The organism is Streptomyces sp. LZ34 (assembly GCF_053890475.1).
Map to the genome: position 1 here is coordinate 4,302,453 of NZ_CM132680.1, position 16,117 is coordinate 4,318,569.

Below are 16,117 nucleotides of genomic sequence, written 5' to 3' on the forward strand. Positions count from 1 at the left end.
GGCGGTGAACCGGCCGTCGGGCAGTTTGTGCAGCCAGCCGCGGTCCCACGACCAGCACGAGCACCCTGAAGCAACGTCACGCCGGACCTCGGACTGGCCACTTCAAGATGGCGCAGCTTCAATGGTCCTATGCAGAACGGCGATACGGTGCTGACGGTGCGTCCCGAGCTCACCGACGACGACCTCAACGAGCTGTTCAGCGCCTCGTGGCCGAATCACACACCAACCGCCTTCGCACCGATGCTGGCCCGCAGTCTGGTGTGGATCGCCGCGAGCCGGGACGGCCGGCTCGTCGGATTCGTCAACGTGGTCGGCGACGGGGGTCTTCACGCCTTCATCCTGGACACCACCGTGCACCCCGGCGAGCGTCGGCAGGGGCTGGGGGTGCGGTTGGTGCGTGCGGCGGCGGATGAGGCGAGGGCGCATGGCGCCGAGTGGCTGCATGTCGACTATGAGCCGCACCTTGAGTCCTTCTACGCACAGTGTGGATTCCGGCAGACCGCCGCGGGCCTTATGCGCCTTTGAGCGGGCTGCCGCAGGTCACACCGGGTGCCTCAGGCGCCTCCCGCCGCTCCGCCGCCCGCCAAGCGCCGCTCCAGAGGCCGGATCGCCACGCTCGCCGTCAGTGCCAGGCAGCCCACGACCAGCCACGGCAGCACCCGGTTCATGCCGTACAGGACGCCGAAGAGGCCGGGCGTCACCATGTCCGCCGTCGCGAACGAGTACTGGAACGCCGCCAGATACGTACCGCGCGCCCCCTCCGGCGCCGACTCCGCGGAGAGCGCGTTCGAGGCCGGCCCGTGCAGCATCTCCGCCGTCGCCCACAGCAGCATCACCAGCGCCAGGTAGCCGACCAGCAGCGGACCTCGCGGCAGCAGCACCGCCACGGCGGCGGCCGCGCACCAGGCCGCCCACAGCCGGCCGCCCCAGGCCATCGCGCCGCCCCGGGAGGTGCGCCGCCGGATGCGGCGGGTGACCTCGGCCGTACAGGTGGCCACGACCGCTGTGGTGATCGTGAGGAAGGCGCCGACCGCCCAGCCCGGCGCGTGCAGCCCGCGGATCACGTAGACCGGAATCGCCACGGCGAGGAAGACCGTGCAGATGTTGAACAGGACGTTCACGCCGATCAGCCCCAGATAGGGACGGTTGCGCAGCAACTTCCGTACCCCGTCCGGGGATTCCCCGTCAGGCCCGCCGGCCGGCCGCCGCGCACCGCGTACGAACAGCCCGACGGTCACCGCCGCGACGACGAAGGAGATCGCGTCCGCCAGCACCATTCCCCGGTACGCGTGCTGCGAGGCGAGCGCGAGCAGCACGCCCGCTAGCACCGTGCCGACGCCGGTGCCGGCCGCCCGGATCATGCCCGCCCAGGCGAACCACTGGTCCTTGGCCTCCCCGTCCGCCTGCTCGGCGATCAGCGCGAAAACCGACGACCAGTACACCCGCAGCCCCACCGCCTCGACCATCGCCGCGAGGAAAAGCGACACCGGACCGGCCACCCCCAGGTACAGGAAGAACCCGGCGGCCTGCACCAACTGCCCCGCGATCACCACCGGCCGCGGCCCGATGCGGTCGACGATCCGTCCGACGAGCAGCGGCAGCACGAGCGAGCAGGCGGTGGCGGCGGTCAGCAGCAGGCCGACGTCGGCCTCCGACAGGTCGGTGACGGCGAGGAAGTAGACCATGGACAGGGGGAGATAGAGCCCGGTGCCGATGGCGTCGATGGCCAGCGCCACCGGTATCGCCCAGGCGGCGCCGTCGCGGGCCCGCGGCCACCTCACGGCTTGCCGGGTGCTGCGTACGCCGCCGCTCGGCGTCCGCCCGGGGGCGGCGTGCCGGCCGCCCGGCCCGCGGCCGCACTCGGCGCCGCCGCACTCGGCGCGGCCGCAACGCGGGCTTCCGGCTGTCGGGCGCCGCTCGTTCGCACTGGGTGGCCCTCCATCCCTGTGTGGGGGTCATCGGGATCTGCCGGATACGGCTCCCGGCGGGCCGGGGCCACAGGATCCGCGAGGCCCCCGTTGTCACCGCAGCCGTACGCCGGAGTCAACGGTATGTGGGGGCAGCGTCCCGTGGGCGGGGCACACGTAGCCGCCGGGCGTGGCGGACCGGCTCAGCTCGCGGACGCCGCCCGCTCCGCCCGCTCCGTCGTCGCGATGGTCGCCGATCCCACGACCCGCGTCCCGTCGTACAGCACGATCGCCTGGCCGGGGGCCACGCCCCGGACCGGCTCGACGAAGGTCACGCGGAGCTCGCCGTCGACGGCCTCGGCCGTCACCTCGGTTTCGCCGCCGTGGGCGCGCAGTTGGGCGGTGTAGGTGGCGGGGCCGGTGGGAGGGGTGCCGCACCAGCGGGGGGTGAGGGCGGTGAGGGCGGCGACGTCGAGGGCCTCGGCGGGGCCGACGGTGACGGTGTTGTTCACCGGGGAGATGTCCAGGACGTAGCGGGGCTTGCCGTCGGGGGCGGGGTGGCCGATGCGCAGGCCCTTGCGCTGGCCGATGGTGAAGCCGTACGCGCCCTCGTGGGTGCCGAGCTTGCGGCCGTCCTCGTCGACGATGTCGCCCTCGGCCGTGCCGAGGTGCCCCGCCAGGAAGCCCTGGGTGTCGCCGTCGGCGATGAAGCAGATGTCGTGGCTGTCGGGCTTCTTGGCGACGGCCAGGCCGCGCCGCTCGGCCTCGGCGCGGATCTCGTCCTTGGTGGTGAGGGTGTCGCCGAGCGGGAACATGGCGTGGGCCAGCTGGCGCTCGTCCAGGACGCCGAGGACGTACGACTGGTCCTTGGCCATGTCGGAGGCCCGGTGCAGCTCGCGGGTGCCGTCCTCGTGGTGGACGACCGTGGCGTAGTGGCCGGTGCAGACGGCGTCGAAGCCGAGGGCCAGCGCCTTGTCGAGGAGCGCCGCGAACTTGATCTTCTCGTTGCAGCGCAGGCAGGGGTTGGGGGTGCGCCCGGCCTCGTACTCGGAGATGAAGTTGTCCACCACGTCCTCGCGGAAGCGCTCGGCGAGGTCCCACACATAGAACGGGATGCCGATGACATCCGCGGCCCGGCGGGCGTCGCGCGAGTCCTCGATGGTGCAGCAGCCGCGGGCGCCGGTGCGGAAGGACTGCGGGTTGGCGGAGAGGGCGAGGTGGACGCCGGTCACGTCGTGGCCCGCCTCGGCCGCGCGCGCGGCCGCGACCGCGGAGTCCACGCCGCCGGACATGGCGGCGAGGACGCGCAGGCGACGGCCGTCGCGGGGACCTGTGGGCGCACCGGGGAAGTCATTCATAACCCCTCCAGGGTAGGCCCTGGGGGTGGAAGGGCATCGCCCCGCCAGGTCGTTACGGAATGTGTTCGGATGTCGGCTATCAGTGTTCGTCTGCGCCCTCCAGGACTTGCTGCGCCAGGTCCAGGGCCTGGTCCACGTCCTTGGCCAGATAGATCAGGTCCACGAAGGCGTGGCGCACGCCCGCCTCCTCCTCCGCCCGGGCCAGCACCGTCGCGATGTCCCGGACGGTGGCCTCGGATGTGGGGTTGACCCGCAGGATCGCGTCGAGCGCGGCGGGGTCCCGGCCCTCGCGCTCGGCCGCCTCCCGGATGTGCTCCATCGGGCGGACGACGGCGGCCTCGGGGTCGAACGGGCCGGGCGGGACGGCGATGGGGAGCCAGCCGGCGGCGCGGCGGGCCACCCGGCGGAAGGCGGTGGGGACGAAGCCCCCCAGGTAGACGGGCGGGTGGGGGCGGGCGGCCGGTTTGAGGTCGACGTAGGAGGCGGGCACGGTCCAGTGCTCGCCGCGGTGTTCGACGGGGTTGGCGGTCCACCAGGCGGTCAGGACGTCGAGGGTTTCGTCGAGGCGGCGGCCGCGCTCGGCCATCGGGACGTTCACGGCCTCGTACTCCTCCGGGGACCAGCCGGTGCCGAGCCCGACCAGCAGACGTCCCCCGCTGAGCGCGTCGATGGTGGTGAGGGAGCGGGCCAGCACGGCCGGCGGGTACCAGGGGGCGTTGATGACATTGGTGCCCAGCTGGACTCGCTCGGTGACGGCGGCAGCGGTGGCGAGGGTGGCGAAGGGGTCCAGCGCGGTGCGGAACTCCGGCGGGATCGTGTCGGCGCCCGCGTATCCGACGGTCGGATGGACCGGGTCGAGCAGCCGGTCGCCGACCCACAGGCTCGCCGCGCCGAGTTCCTCGGCTTGCCGCGCGAACCTGGCCACCTCCTCCGGGTGGTGCGCCAGAGCGCCGAACTGGGGCAGTGCGAACCCGATGCGCATGCTGTTCACTCCTCGTCGACTCGATAAACGGTCCTAGATGGTCCAACTTTCATCTACCCAGCGGCGGAGTGGTCGGTCCGTCGAACGCCGGGTTCACGCCATGATCCGGCAACGCCCGTGGAACCGGACGCACCTCGCCGCCCGTTGAGAGTTCCGTGAACGAACCCACGGACGCCGCCGCCCCGGAGCACGCGGGCTCCGGCAAGGACAGCGGCCAGGAGCCGTCGAGCGACGCGGCCCGCGGCGGCCGGCGGCGCCTCGGGAGGCGGGCGCTGCTGCTCGGCGGGGTCGCCGCCGGGCTGGCCGGGGTCGGCTACGCGGCGCGGGACGAGCTGGAGCGGCTGTGGTGGCGGCTGCCCGGCGTGGACCAGCCGCGCGAGGAAGGCGCGGTCGACTACCCGGGGGCGGAGTGGGTCGCGGCCTCGTCCGAGAACTGGCGGCGGGCGGACCGGCCGTACGACTACACCGTCGACCGGGTGGTGATCCATGTCGTCCAGGGGAGCTTCTACGACGCGCTGGAGGCGTTCCGGGACCCGAAGCACCAGGCCGCGGCGCACTATGTGGTGCGCCGCGACGGGCGTATCGCGCAGACGGTCCGCGAGTTGGACGTCGCCTTCCACGCGGGAAACCGCCCGTACAACGAGCGCAGCATCGGCATCGAGCACGAGGGGTTCGTGGACCGGGCGAGCTCCTTCACGGACCCGATGTACCGGGCCTCGGCGCGGCTGACGGCCAGAATCTGCGAGCGGTACGGATTTCCGGCGGACCGCGACCACATCGTCAACCACTCCGAGGTCCCGGGCACCGACCACACCGACCCCGGGCCGCACTGGGACTGGGACCGCTATCTGCGGCTGGTGCGCGCGGCCCTGGCGGACCGGTCAGCGGGTGAGCCAAAGCCGACTCCGAGCCGCTGAGCGGGGGTGTGCTGAGCGGGATGTACTGAGCGGGGGTGTTACGGCAGCCAGATGTGCCCGTTGTGCATGAAATCGAGTTCGCGCGGCGCCGTGACGGGCCAGCCGTTCGCGTCCTTCATCCCGGGAGCGAAGTAGCTGCCGTACGCGTTATAGACGCCGGAAGCCCGATTCCAGGGGCTGCGCACTTCGTGCCACACGGAGTCCTTGGAGACGTCCACGGTCGCCGCCGTGGCGTTTTGATCCCCGCCACCCGTGACGAAGGTCGTGATGTTCACCGGGACCGGAGTCCCCTCTTCCCGCCGTATCCGGATAACCGAGGCGACCTTGTACCCCTGGTCGTCCTTCTGGATGTCGTAGCAGGCCGCGACCTCGACCTCGCCGCCCTGGACACCGAACCAGGTGTGTCCGCAGAGCCTCCTCGGAGGGATTCCATTCCGGGAGGAGACTAACCGCCGGGCAGCATTTTTGAGGGCCGCCGGAAAGATATCCCGGCCCCCCTTGGAATGTTTTTCGCCACGGCGATTTCCATCATTGGTCGGGCCTTTGGTCGTGCCTTTGGCCGGGCCGTACCGGCGCAGGCGCGGCCGGCGTCCCTAGGACCTGTCCCGCAATTCTCCGAATATCCGTAACCCGGACAGCCGAGCATCGTTGAGCTGGACTCCACCGCAGGTGAAGCACAGCCTCTGCTCGGCAGATTCCGGTGGGCGACATGTCTACCCCAGGATGAGACCCGGCCTGCCGGGACCACGCCTGGGATGCCATGTTCGCAATCCGGACTGTCCCAGCATGACGGGACAGCTCTTAGCTCAAACCCGCGCCGCGCGCCCGCTCCACCACCGGGCCGATCGCGTCCGCCACCGCCTCCACGTCCGCCTTGGTGGAGGTATGGCCGAGCGAGAAGCGCAGCGTGCCGCGCGCCAGGTCGGGGTCGGCGCCGGTGGCGAGGACGACATGGCTGGGCTGGGCGACGCCCGCGGTGCAGGCCGAGCCGGTCGAGCACTCGATACCCCGCGCGTCCAGCAGCAGGAGCAGCGAGTCGCCCTCGCAGCCGGGGAAGGAGAAGTGCGCGTTGGCGGGGAGGCGGCCGGCCGGGTCCGGGTCGCCGCCCAGGATCGCGTCGGGGACGGTGGCCTGCACGGCGCTGATCAGCGCGTCGCGCAGCGCGCCGATCTCGCGCGCGAACTCCTCGTGGTGCGCGGCGGCGTGGGCGGCCGCGACCGCGAAGGCCGCGACGGCCGGGGTGTCGAGCGTGCCGGAGCGCACCTGGCGCTCCTGGCCGCCGCCGTGCAGCAGCGGCGTCGGGGTCCACTCGCGGCCGAGCAGCAGCGCGCCGATGCCGTACGGCCCGCCTATCTTGTGGCCGCTGACCGTCATCGCGGCCAGGCCCGAGGCGGCGAAGTCGAGGTCGAGCTGGCCGAAGGCCTGGACCGCGTCGGCATGCAGCGGAACGCCGAACTCCGCCGTTACGGCGGCCAGTTCGGGCACCGGCATGATGGTGCCGATCTCGTTGTTGGCCCACATCACGGTCGCGAAGGCGACATCGGAGGGGTCGCGGGCGATCGCCTCGCGCAGCGCGTCGGGGTGCACCCGCCCGTACGCGTCGACGGGCAGCCACTCGACCCGGGCACCCTCGTGCTCGGCGAGCCAGTCGACGGCGTCGAGGACGGCGTGGTGCTCGACGGGGCTGGCGAGCACGCGGATGCGGGCGGGGTCGGCGTCCCTGCGGGACCAGTAGAGCCCTTTGACCGCGAGGTTGTCGGCCTCGGTCCCGCCCGAGGTGAAGACGACCTCACTCGGGCGCGCGCCCAGCGAGGCCGCGAGCGATTCGCGGGACTCCTCGACGGTACGGCGCGCCCGGCGGCCGGCGGCGTGCAGCGAGGAGGCGTTGCCGGTGACGGCGAGCTGGGCGGTCATCGCCTGCACCGCCTCCGGAAGCATCGGGGTGGTGGCGGCGTGGTCGAGGTAAACCATGGTGGGCTCGATTCTACGAGCCGGAGCGGGGGCGCGTGCCGGGCGCACGGAAGGGGAGCCCTGTGCCCGATCCCTGCCCGGCCGCTGCTCGGTCGCTGCCCGGCCGCTACTCGGCCCCCGCTCGGCCGCTTGCCTTGGAGCACACTCCAACTCCTACCGTTCACGGCATGAGCAACGCGAACGACAAGATCAAGCAGGAGCGGTTCGAGTACGGCATGGAGGTGCTCAGCCGGATCGACGGCGAGGCCGGGGAGCGAGTGGTCGACTCGATGGCCGACATCTCCCCCGAGCTCGGCCACCAGATCGCCGCCTGGGCCTTCGGCGACATGTACGCGCGCCCCGAGCTGGCCCCCCGGGACCGGCAACTGGTCACCCTCGGCATCCTCACCGGCCTCGGCGGCTGCGAGCCACAGCTCGAGGTGCACATCAACGCCGCGCTGAACGTGGGGCTCACCCCGACCGAGATCACCGAAGCGCTGCTGCACGCGGCGGTCTACTGCGGCATTCCCAAGGCGCTCAACGCCACCTTCGTCGCCAAGAAGGTCTTCGGCGAGCGCGGGCTGCTGCCCGTCCCCGCCGCCAAAGCCGCCGCCAAAACCGCCGCCGACACCGACACCCGGCCGAACAGCTGACGGAACAGCTGACGGAACGACTGAGGGAAACAGCCTCGACAGGACTGTCATGAGCAACTAGCGTTTTGGTCATGACAGCCGAGAACTGGGCGCTGGACCGTACCCACCGCAGCTCCTCCGGCGAGGTCCGTTGGGCCGCGCTCGGCGCGCCGGACCGTCCGCCGGTCGTCCTCCTCCACGGCACGCCCTTCTCCTCGTACGTCTGGCGGTCCGTCGCCCGCGCGCTCGCCGACCGCCACCGGGTCTTCGTCTGGGACATGCCCGGCTACGGCACCTCGGAGAAGCGCGCGGACCAGGACGTCTCCCTGGCCGCGCAGGCCCGGGTCTTCACCGAGCTGCTCGACCACTGGGGGCTGGCCGGAGGCGAGCGGGCGCCGTCCGTCGTCGCCCATGACTTCGGCGGCTGCGTCGCCCTGCGCGCCCATCTGCTGCACGGCGCGCGCTACCGTCGACTGGCCCTGGTCGACCCGGTGGCCCTGGCCCCCTGGGGCTCGCCCGCCTACCGGCTGCTCGGCGAGCACGCCGAGGTCTTCGAGCGGCTGGCGCCCGGGCTGCACCGGGCTCTGGTGCGCGAGTACGTCGCCTCGGCGAGCGGCCCCGGGCTGCACCCGGCGGTCCTGGACCGGCTCGTCGAACCGTGGTGCGACGGGGAGGGACAGGCCGCGCTGTACCGGCAGATGGCGCAGAACGACCAGCGCTTCACCGATGAGATCCAGGGCCGCTACGGCGAGCTCGATCTGCCCGTCCTGGTCTGCTGGGGCTCCGCGGACACCTGGATTCCACCGGAGCGGGGGCGGGAGCTGGCGGCTCTGATCCCCGGTGCGCGGCTGCGTCTGTTCGAGGGCGCGGGCCATCTCGTCCAGGAGGACGCCCCGGCCGAGCTCACGGCCGCGCTGCTGGGCTTCCTCGGCGAGTAGGCGGCCGACCACCGTACGAACGGCCGGCCGCACGGCGCGGGTCAGCCCCGCATGTGCAGCAGCTTCGTGGCCAGCAGCGCGATGTGCTTGCGCCACTCGGCCAGCGCCGCGTCGCGCTCCTCGTCGGCCCCGGCCGGGCCGGTCTGGGTGAGGATCAGGCGGGCCCCGTGGCCGGTGCCGTCGGTCAGCCGCCAGCGGACCCGGCCCGCCGGGCGGCCGCCGAGGAGCCAGTCGTAGGCGAGCTCGCGGGGCGCGGTCACGTCCGCGACCGGGCCGGGTGGGACCGCGTCCGTACGGAACCCGATCGGCACCGCGCCGCCCACCACGGGCTCCTCGGCGCCGGCCGGTCCGGTCAGCGCCTGCCACACCGTCTCGGCCGGACGGACCAGCTGCCGCTCGAACCGCAGCCGCCAGCCGTCCTCGGTGGTCTCGACGACCCCCTCGGCCAGTCCGAACGCCTCGACATAGCGCTCGTGCAGCTCGGCCGCGTCCGCCGTTGTCCCGGTCTCTTCACCGGCCACCAGAGCGGCCAGCGCCGAGACGCAGGTGTGCCAGCCGGAGGCGAAGCTGGCCGCGCCGAAGCGGTCGCGGAAGGTGTGGGTGAGGGTCAGCGCGCAGCCCTCGGCCTCGGGGCGCAGCTCCCAGCGGAGCTGGTCGTCGCCCCAGGTGAAGGCGTAGACGCGCGGCGGGTCGAGCTCCGTGACGGCCCCGTGTGTGTCCGGTACGTCGTGCCCGGGGAAGACGAAGTCGATCCGCCCGCCGACCCGCGGCTCCAGCCGGACCTCGGCGGGGAACCAGTGGGCCAGCAGGGCGGGCTCGGTCAGGGCCCGCCAGACCTCCTCCGGCGGGCGGGCGATCCGCCGCTCCAGGCGCAGGGCGGAGCGGCCGCCATCGGTCGAGCTCAGGGTGTCCTTCACCGCTGTTCTCCCATCCACCGTGTGCTTCTCCACCGGGCGCTTCTCCACTGTGCGCTTCCCCCGTAAGAACCGCCCCTCGCCATACAACCACCGCTGACCGCGCCCTGAGCCGGCGCTGAGGGGCCCCTGGGAGGCTGCGCCGGTGAGCAATCTCGAGACGCACAAGAAGCTGACCCAGGCGTTCCGGGCCCGCGACTGGGCGGCCGCGGCCCTCCCCTTCAGCCCGGATGTGACCTTCATCGACCACCCCAGGGGCGAGGTCATCAAGGGAGTGGAGGGGGTGGTGGAGCACTCCAGGCGGGCGGCGGTGGCCTTCTCCGACGTCCATGTCGAAGAGGAGCGCTTCTACGACGCCGGGGACCACACCATCGCGGTCTTCGAGGGCTGTGGCGTCAACGACGGCGAGCTGATCCCGGGCGTGCCGCCCACCCACAAGCCGATGCGGATGACGATCTGCGAGATCCTGCGCTACGACGCGGAGGGCCGGGTGGTGGGCGGCGAGTACTTCTACGACGCGCTGTCCCAGCTCTCCCAGCTCGGGCTGATCGAGCCGCCGGCCGTGCCCTGACCGGCCCGCTCGGTCAGATTTCCTCAGCCGCCGTGCTGCGCCGGTTCCACGCGCGCGGTGCGCGCCACCCGAACCGCAACGCCATCAGCCGGACCAGGAACGCCACGGCGGCCGCGAGGGCGCTGGTGGCCCCGGTCAGCGCGTCGTAGTGGATGAGGAGGGCCGCGATCGTCGCGCCCACGATGGCCGGGACCGCGTACAGGTCGCGGTCCCAGCGCAGCACCGAGGGCACCTCGTGGGCGAGGAGGTCGCGCAGCACTCCGCCGCCGATCGCCGTGGTCATGCCGAGGACGGCGCAGAAGGTGAGGCCGAGCCCGTGGTCGTACGCCTTCATCGTGCCGGTGACGCAGAACAGCCCGAGCCCGGCCGCGTCGAAGACGCCCACCGCCGCCGTGATCCGCTCCACCTCGGGGTGGAGGAAGAAGACGAGGACGGTGGCGACGAGCGGGGTGAGGAAGTAGCCGAGATCGGTGAAGGCGGCCGGCGGCACGGCGCCGATGACCAGATCACGGAACACCCCGCCGCCCAGCGCGGTGACCTCGGCGAGCACCGCCATGCCGACGACGTCGAAGTTCTTGCGCACGGCGAGGAGCGCGCCGGAGATCGCGAAGACGAAGATTCCGGCGAGGTCGAGCGAGTGCTGGACGGAGGGGCTGAACAGATCGATGAACACCCGACATTTTTACTCATCGACACATCGACACATCGGGTGTCCTCACATCGGGTGTCCTCACCCCCGGGCTACTCCGCCTTCTTCTCCACCTTCGCAGCCGCCTCGGGCCCGGCCTTCTCCCCCGGCACCTGATCCGTACCACGCGGCGGTAGCTGCACATCGGATACAGACTCGGGGTGGTGGCAGGCCACCCGGTGCCCCGTCGCCAGCGCGATCAGCGGCGGCTCCTGCTGCTTGCACACCTCGGTCGCCTTCCAGCACCGGGTGTGGAAGCGGCAGCCGGACGGCGGCGAGATCGGCGAAGGCACATCGCCCTTGAGCAGGATCCGCTCGCGCTTGGCGCGCCGCCTGGGGTCCGGCACCGGCACCGCCGAGAGCAGCGCCTTGGTGTAGGGGTGCATGGGGCGCTCGTACAGGTCCTTGCGGTCCGCCAGCTCGACGATCTTGCCGAGGTACATCACCGCGATGCGGTCCGAGACATGCCGGATGACCGACAGGTCGTGCGCGATGATCACATACGTGAGGCCGAGCTCGTCCTGGAGGTCGTCCAGCAGGTTGACCACCTGGGCCTGGATCGAGACGTCCAGCGCCGAGACCGGCTCGTCCGCGACGACCAGCTTGGGGTTGAGTGCGAGCGCCCGGGCGATGCCGATGCGCTGGCGCTGGCCGCCGGAGAACTCGTGCGGATAGCGGTTGTAGTGCTCGGGGTTGAGGCCGACCACCTCCAGCAGCCGCTGCACCTCGGCCTTGATGCCGCCCTCCGGCTTGACCCCCTGGAGCCGGAAGGGCGCGCCGACGATGGTGCCGATCGTGTGCCGGGGATTCAGCGAGGAGTACGGGTCCTGGAAGATCATCTGCACATCGCGGCGCATCGGCCGCATCCCGGCGGTGCCGAGGTGTGTGATGTCCTTGCCCTCGAACTCGATCTTCCCGCGGGTGGGTTCCAGCAGCCGGGTGATCAGCCGTCCCATGGTGGACTTGCCGCAGCCCGACTCGCCCACCACGCCCAGGGTCTCCCCGGGCAGCACCTCGAAGTCCAGGCCGTCCACCGCCTGCACCGCGCCGACCTGCCGCTGCAGCAGCCCCTTCTTGATGGGGAAGTGCTTGACCAGGCCGGACACCTTGAGCAGGGGTTCGGGGGTGGTGGTCGCCTGCTCCGGGACCGTCATCTTCGGATCCTTCGTGTCCGTCACAGCTTCGGCGCAATCTCTTCGGTCCAGATCCGCGTGCGCTCCTCCTGCGTCATATGGCACGCGGAGAAGTGGTCACCGCCCCCGGCTTCACGCAGCTCCGGCCGCTCCGTGCGCGTGATGTTGTCCTTGGGCACATCGGCGTACGGGCAGCGCGGGTGGAAGGCACAGCCGGACGGCACGTTGATCAGGCTGGGCGGGGAGCCCTTGACCGGGATGAGGCGCTCGGTCTGGTCGCGGTCGATACGCGGCATCGAGCCGAGCAGGCCCCAGGTGTAGGGGTGCTGGGGCTCGTAGAAGACCTTCTCGGCCGGGCCGCGCTCGACGCAGCGGCCGCCGTACATCACCAGGAGGTCGTCGGCGAGCTCGGCGACGACGCCCAGGTCGTGGGTGATGATGATGACCGCGGAGCCGAACTCCTTCTGCAGATCCCGGATGAGGTCGAGGATCTGCGCCTGCACGGTGACGTCCAGGGCGGTGGTCGGCTCGTCGGCGATCAGCAGCTCGGGGTTGTTGACCAGCGCCATCGCGATCATCGCGCGCTGGCGCATACCGCCGGAGAACTCGTGCGGATAACTGTCCACCCGCTTGTCCGGCTGCGGGATGCCGACGCGGTCCAGCATCTCGACGGCGCGCTTGCGGGCCACGTCCTTGGTGACGTCGTGGTGGACCCGGTACCCCTCGGAGATCTGACGGCCGATGGTGTAGTAGGGGTGCAGCGCGGACAGCGGATCCTGGAAGATCATCGAGATTTCACGGCCGCGCAGCTTGCGCACCTCGTCCGGGTCGGCGCCCAGCAGCTCCTGCCCGTTCAGCCAGATCTCGCCGGAGATCTGCGCCTTGCGCCGACCGTACTGCCCGGCGGTGTGCAGGCCCATGATGCCCATCGAGGTGACGGACTTGCCGGAGCCGGACTCGCCGACGATGCCGAGCGTCTTGCCCTTCTCCAGCCGGAAGCTGAGCCCGTCCACCGACTTGACCAGGCCGTCGTCCGTCGGGAAGTGGACCTTGAGGTCGCGTACCTCGAGGAAGGTGGTGGGGGCCGGGGAGCCGGCCGCGGCCACCTCCCCGAGCGCGGTGCCGGTGGCCGGCAGATCGCCGGTCTTCTCGATCCCGGACTTTTCGATCCCGGACTTTTCGATATCGGTCATCCGAGCCTCACTCGCGGGTCGACGACGGCGTACAGAAGGTCCACGATGAGGTTGGCCACCACGATGAACAGGGCCGCCATCAAGGTGACGCCGAGGATGACCGGCAGGTCCTTGTTGCCGATCGCGGTCACCGCGAGTCGGCCGAGGCCTGGCAGGTTGTAGGTGGACTCGGTCAGCACCGCGCCGCCCAGCAGGGCGCCGAGGTCCAGGCCGAGCAGGGTGAGGATCGGCGTCCAGGTGGAGCGCATGGCGTGCCGTCCGATGACCACCCGCTCCCGCAGGCCCTTGGCGCGGGCCGTGCGGATGTAGTCCTCGCCCATGATCTCCAGCATGGTGGCGCGGGTGAGCCGGGCGTAGGTCGCGGCGTAGAGGAACGCGAGGGTGATCCAGGGGAGGATCAGGCTCTGGAACCACATGGCCGGATCCTCGGTGAGCCCCCTGTAGTCCACGTCGACCCAGTCCAGTTGGTAGCTGAAGATGGCCAGGGAGAGCAGACCGGTGAAGTAGATGGGGAGCGAGACACCGGCGAGGGCGACGCCCATCGCCGCGCGGTCCCACAGGGTGCCCCGGCGCAGCGCGGAGACGACGCCGGCGGTGACGCCGCCGACCAGCCACAGCACACAGGCGCCCGCGGCGAGCGAGAGGGTGACCGGCATGGCGTCGGTCAGCTGCGGCCAGACCGCCTGCTCGGTGCGGAAGGAGTAGCCGAAGCAGGGCGCGGGGCAGTGGGTGACATCGTTGCCGTTGGCATAGTCGCGGCCGACGAACAGACCCTCGATGAAGTGCCAGAACTGCACCAGCAGCGGATCGTCGAGGCTCAGCTTCTGTCTGATGCCCTCGATGGCCTCCGGGTCGGACTGTTTGCCGACGAAGAGGAGCGCGGGATCGGAACCGGCCCACTTCGGGATCATGAAGAAGATGGCGAAGGTCGTGAGTGTGACGACCAACAGCATCATGATGACGGCGAACAAGCGCCGGATGACATATGCAAGCACTGTGCGCGGCCCGGCGGCGGCCCGGGAGCCCCCGATCAGGGGACTCCCGGACCACCGCCCGCGGCCATCACCTGCCCTTCGGGCCTTATACGGTTCGGCGATGGTGGGGTGTGACGGTCGCTTGGCGAACCATCACTTGACGACGCCGAGCTGGGAGTAGTCGTAACGGCCGTTGTAGGCCGCCGAAGAGAAGGCGTTCGTCAGCCGGGAGCTGCGCCAGGTGATGTTCTTCTCGTAGAGGAAGGGCATCTGCACGGCCAGGTCGACGATCTTGTGGTTGATCGCCTTGTAGGACTCACCGGCCTTGGCGGGGTCGGTCTCCTTGAGCGCCGTGTCGAAGAGTCCGTTGATCGTCGGGTCGTTGGTCTCGGAAACGTTGTAGTTACCGGTCTGCTGGATGAAGCGGCCGTCGATCAGCGGCTGCTCGAAGCCCTGGCCGGTCGGGAAGTCGGGGCCCCAGCCGGTCATGGACAGACCCAAGTTGCGCTTCTTCATCACCGAGGGGGAGCCGGTGACGCTCGCCGAGGAGGCACCGTCGATGTTCTCGACCTGGAGCTTGATGCCGACCTCGCCCAGCGCCGCCTGCAGCGCCTCGGCGGCCTTGACCTCGTTCGGCTGGTCGTTACGGGCGACGATGTTGGCGGAGAAGCCGTCCGGCTTGCCGCACTGCTTCAGCTCGTCCTTGGCCTTGACCTGGGCCGCCTTCATGGCCGCCTTGTACTTCTTGCCCGTCTTGCTGGTGCGCTCGAGGACGCCGTACGGGTCGTAGTCGTCCCAGCCCGCGATGCTCTTGGGGAGCATGGTGGTGGCGATGTCACCGGCGGCCTGCGGGCCACCGCGAATGGTCTGCAGCGACGTGTAGTCGGTGGCGTAGAAGACCGCCTTGCGGCAGTGGATGTTGTCGAACGGCTTGACCTTGGTGGCGAAGTCGACGTACCGGACGAAGCTCGTCTCGATGTTGTCGACGTTGCCCTTGTGCTGCTTGAGCGCCTCGCTGCGGCCGGCCTGGCCCATGCCGGTGGCGCTGAGGAAGACGTCGTAGTCGCCCTTGATCAGCAGCTCGTCGACGGCATCGAGGTTGGAGTTGAGGGTCACCGTGACCTTGTCCGGCAGGGCCGGGCGGATCGGGTCGGACGCCTTGTTCCACTTGGGGTTGCGGACCAGTACCGCGCCCTTGCCCGGCTTGTACGACTGGACCTTGTACGGGCCGGAGGAGAAGGGCTGGTTGGTGTACTGGGCGCCGGTGTCCTTGGACGCCTTGACGGGCGAGCCGGTGGGCATCGCCAGCATCTGCTCGAAGTCACCGTTGGGCTTGGGCAGACGGAAGATGATGGTCTTCGCGTCCGGCGTCTCGATCGCCTTCAGGCCCAGCTTGTCCTTGGTCTTGTCCTTGTAGGGCCCCTTGTACTTGCCATCGGGGTCCAGGACCTGGCGCAGATAGGCCGGACCGCCGGAGATGAGGTCCTTGGCCCAGATGCGCTCGATGCCGTACTTGACGTCCTGGGCGGTGATCGGCGAGCCGTCCTCCCAGGTGATCCCGTCACGCAGGGTGTACGTGTAGGTCTTGCCGCCGTCGGTGATCTTGGCGTTGGACGTGGCCAGGTCGGGGACCAGCTCGTTGCTCGCCTTGCCCGGCTTGGGGGCGTAGGTGATCAGTTGGCGCGCGTAGAAGCGCGAAAAGTCCCAGGCGAAGCCGTAGTACTGGCGCTGCGGGTCGAGCGAGTCGAAGTCCTGCTTGTTGATGAACTTGAGCGTGCCGCCCGTTTTGGTCGACGCGTTGGCGATGCCCTTCGTCGCGGCGTTGAACCCGGCGCCCTCGCCCTTGTCGTCGTCCTTGCCACCACCGCAGGCCGCGGTGGCCATCAGGGCCCCGACGACGACCGCCGCACCGGCGATCCGCCTACTTCTCGACGAACGTAGGGGTTTCATTGTTTCGTGC

16 protein-coding genes are annotated in these 16,117 nt (G+C 70.7%); 5 read left to right on the plus strand and 11 right to left on the minus strand.

Annotated elements, in window-relative coordinates; all coding sequences use genetic code 11:
• Window positions 1-129 precede the first annotated feature (129 nt).
• Window positions 130-525, plus strand: a complete 396-nt coding sequence (locus tag ACWY4P_RS16790; RefSeq protein ID WP_456211353.1) for a GNAT family N-acetyltransferase — start codon at window positions 130-132, stop codon at window positions 523-525.
• Window positions 526-554: 29 nt separating this feature from the next.
• Here ACWY4P_RS16790 and ACWY4P_RS16795 read toward each other — a convergent pair whose 3' ends face one another.
• From ACWY4P_RS16795 to ACWY4P_RS16805, 3 genes are all read right to left on the minus strand, one after another.
• Window positions 555-1,781, minus strand: a complete 1,227-nt coding sequence (locus tag ACWY4P_RS16795; RefSeq protein WP_456211354.1) for an MFS transporter — start codon at window positions 1,779-1,781, stop codon at window positions 555-557.
• Window positions 1,782-2,110: 329 nt separating this feature from the next.
• Window positions 2,111-3,265 carry a tRNA 2-thiouridine(34) synthase MnmA gene (mnmA, locus tag ACWY4P_RS16800; RefSeq protein ID WP_456211355.1) on the minus strand — a complete coding sequence of 385 codons (1,155 nt, stop codon included), beginning with the start codon at window positions 3,263-3,265 and terminating at the stop codon, window positions 2,111-2,113.
• Between the two features lie 79 nt (window positions 3,266-3,344).
• Window positions 3,345-4,247: a TIGR03619 family F420-dependent LLM class oxidoreductase gene (locus ACWY4P_RS16805; protein ID WP_456211356.1), complete on the minus strand. Its 903-nt coding sequence runs from the start codon at window positions 4,245-4,247 to the stop codon at window positions 3,345-3,347.
• 155 nt (window positions 4,248-4,402) lie between these two features.
• Here ACWY4P_RS16805 and ACWY4P_RS16810 point away from each other — a divergent pair, with 155 nt between their 5' ends.
• Window positions 4,403-5,164, plus strand: a complete 762-nt coding sequence (locus ACWY4P_RS16810) for an N-acetylmuramoyl-L-alanine amidase (RefSeq protein ID WP_456211357.1) — start codon at window positions 4,403-4,405, stop codon at window positions 5,162-5,164.
• Window positions 5,165-5,202: 38 nt separating this feature from the next.
• Here the strand turns inward: ACWY4P_RS16810 and ACWY4P_RS16815 are convergent, their stop codons facing one another.
• Together ACWY4P_RS16815 and ACWY4P_RS16820 are read right to left on the minus strand one after the other, a co-directional pair.
• Window positions 5,203-5,439, minus strand: coding sequence for a hypothetical protein (locus ACWY4P_RS16815; protein WP_456211358.1), 237 nt, complete (start codon window positions 5,437-5,439; stop codon window positions 5,203-5,205).
• A gap of 526 nt (window positions 5,440-5,965) precedes the next feature.
• Window positions 5,966-7,135, minus strand: coding sequence for a cysteine desulfurase family protein (locus ACWY4P_RS16820; protein WP_456211359.1), 1,170 nt, complete (start codon window positions 7,133-7,135; stop codon window positions 5,966-5,968).
• Window positions 7,136-7,302: 167 nt separating this feature from the next.
• Here ACWY4P_RS16820 and ACWY4P_RS16825 point away from each other — a divergent pair, with 167 nt between their 5' ends.
• Together ACWY4P_RS16825 and ACWY4P_RS16830 are read left to right on the plus strand one after the other, a co-directional pair.
• Window positions 7,303-7,767, plus strand: a complete 465-nt coding sequence (locus ACWY4P_RS16825) for a carboxymuconolactone decarboxylase family protein (RefSeq protein WP_456211360.1) — start codon at window positions 7,303-7,305, stop codon at window positions 7,765-7,767.
• 71 nt (window positions 7,768-7,838) lie between these two features.
• Window positions 7,839-8,684 carry an alpha/beta fold hydrolase gene (locus tag ACWY4P_RS16830; RefSeq protein WP_456211361.1) on the plus strand — a complete coding sequence of 282 codons (846 nt, stop codon included), beginning with the start codon at window positions 7,839-7,841 and terminating at the stop codon, window positions 8,682-8,684.
• A gap of 41 nt (window positions 8,685-8,725) precedes the next feature.
• Here the strand turns inward: ACWY4P_RS16830 and ACWY4P_RS16835 are convergent, their stop codons facing one another.
• Window positions 8,726-9,601, minus strand: coding sequence for an SRPBCC family protein (locus tag ACWY4P_RS16835; RefSeq protein WP_456211362.1), 876 nt, complete (start codon window positions 9,599-9,601; stop codon window positions 8,726-8,728).
• Window positions 9,602-9,743: 142 nt separating this feature from the next.
• Between ACWY4P_RS16835 and ACWY4P_RS16840 the strand changes: the two genes are divergently transcribed.
• Window positions 9,744-10,169: an ester cyclase gene (locus ACWY4P_RS16840; protein ID WP_456211363.1), complete on the plus strand. Its 426-nt coding sequence runs from the start codon at window positions 9,744-9,746 to the stop codon at window positions 10,167-10,169.
• Between the two features lie 13 nt (window positions 10,170-10,182).
• On the opposite strand, the gene ACWY4P_RS16845 is transcribed toward ACWY4P_RS16840, so the two are convergent.
• The 5 genes from ACWY4P_RS16845 to ACWY4P_RS16865 all read right to left on the minus strand — a co-directional run bounded on the left by ACWY4P_RS16845 (window position 10,183) and on the right by ACWY4P_RS16865 (window position 16,107).
• Window positions 10,183-10,842 carry a trimeric intracellular cation channel family protein gene (locus ACWY4P_RS16845; protein ID WP_456211364.1) on the minus strand — a complete coding sequence of 220 codons (660 nt, stop codon included), beginning with the start codon at window positions 10,840-10,842 and terminating at the stop codon, window positions 10,183-10,185.
• Between the two features lie 68 nt (window positions 10,843-10,910).
• Entirely contained in the window at window positions 10,911-12,011 is a 1,101-nt protein-coding gene (locus ACWY4P_RS16850) for an ABC transporter ATP-binding protein (protein WP_456211365.1), read from the minus strand.
• A gap of 20 nt (window positions 12,012-12,031) precedes the next feature.
• Window positions 12,032-13,183 (minus strand): ABC transporter ATP-binding protein, encoded by a 1,152-nt coding sequence (locus ACWY4P_RS16855; protein WP_456211366.1) that lies wholly within the window; start codon window positions 13,181-13,183, stop codon window positions 12,032-12,034.
• Complete coding sequence (locus tag ACWY4P_RS16860; RefSeq protein ID WP_456211367.1) at window positions 13,180-14,154, minus strand: ABC transporter permease; 975 nt, start codon at window positions 14,152-14,154, stop codon at window positions 13,180-13,182. Before ACWY4P_RS16860 ends, ACWY4P_RS16855 begins: the two co-directional genes overlap by 4 nt.
• Before the next feature lie 156 nt (window positions 14,155-14,310).
• Window positions 14,311-16,107 (minus strand): ABC transporter substrate-binding protein, encoded by a 1,797-nt coding sequence (locus ACWY4P_RS16865; RefSeq protein WP_456211368.1) that lies wholly within the window; start codon window positions 16,105-16,107, stop codon window positions 14,311-14,313.
• Between the last annotated feature and the right edge of the window lie 10 nt (window positions 16,108-16,117).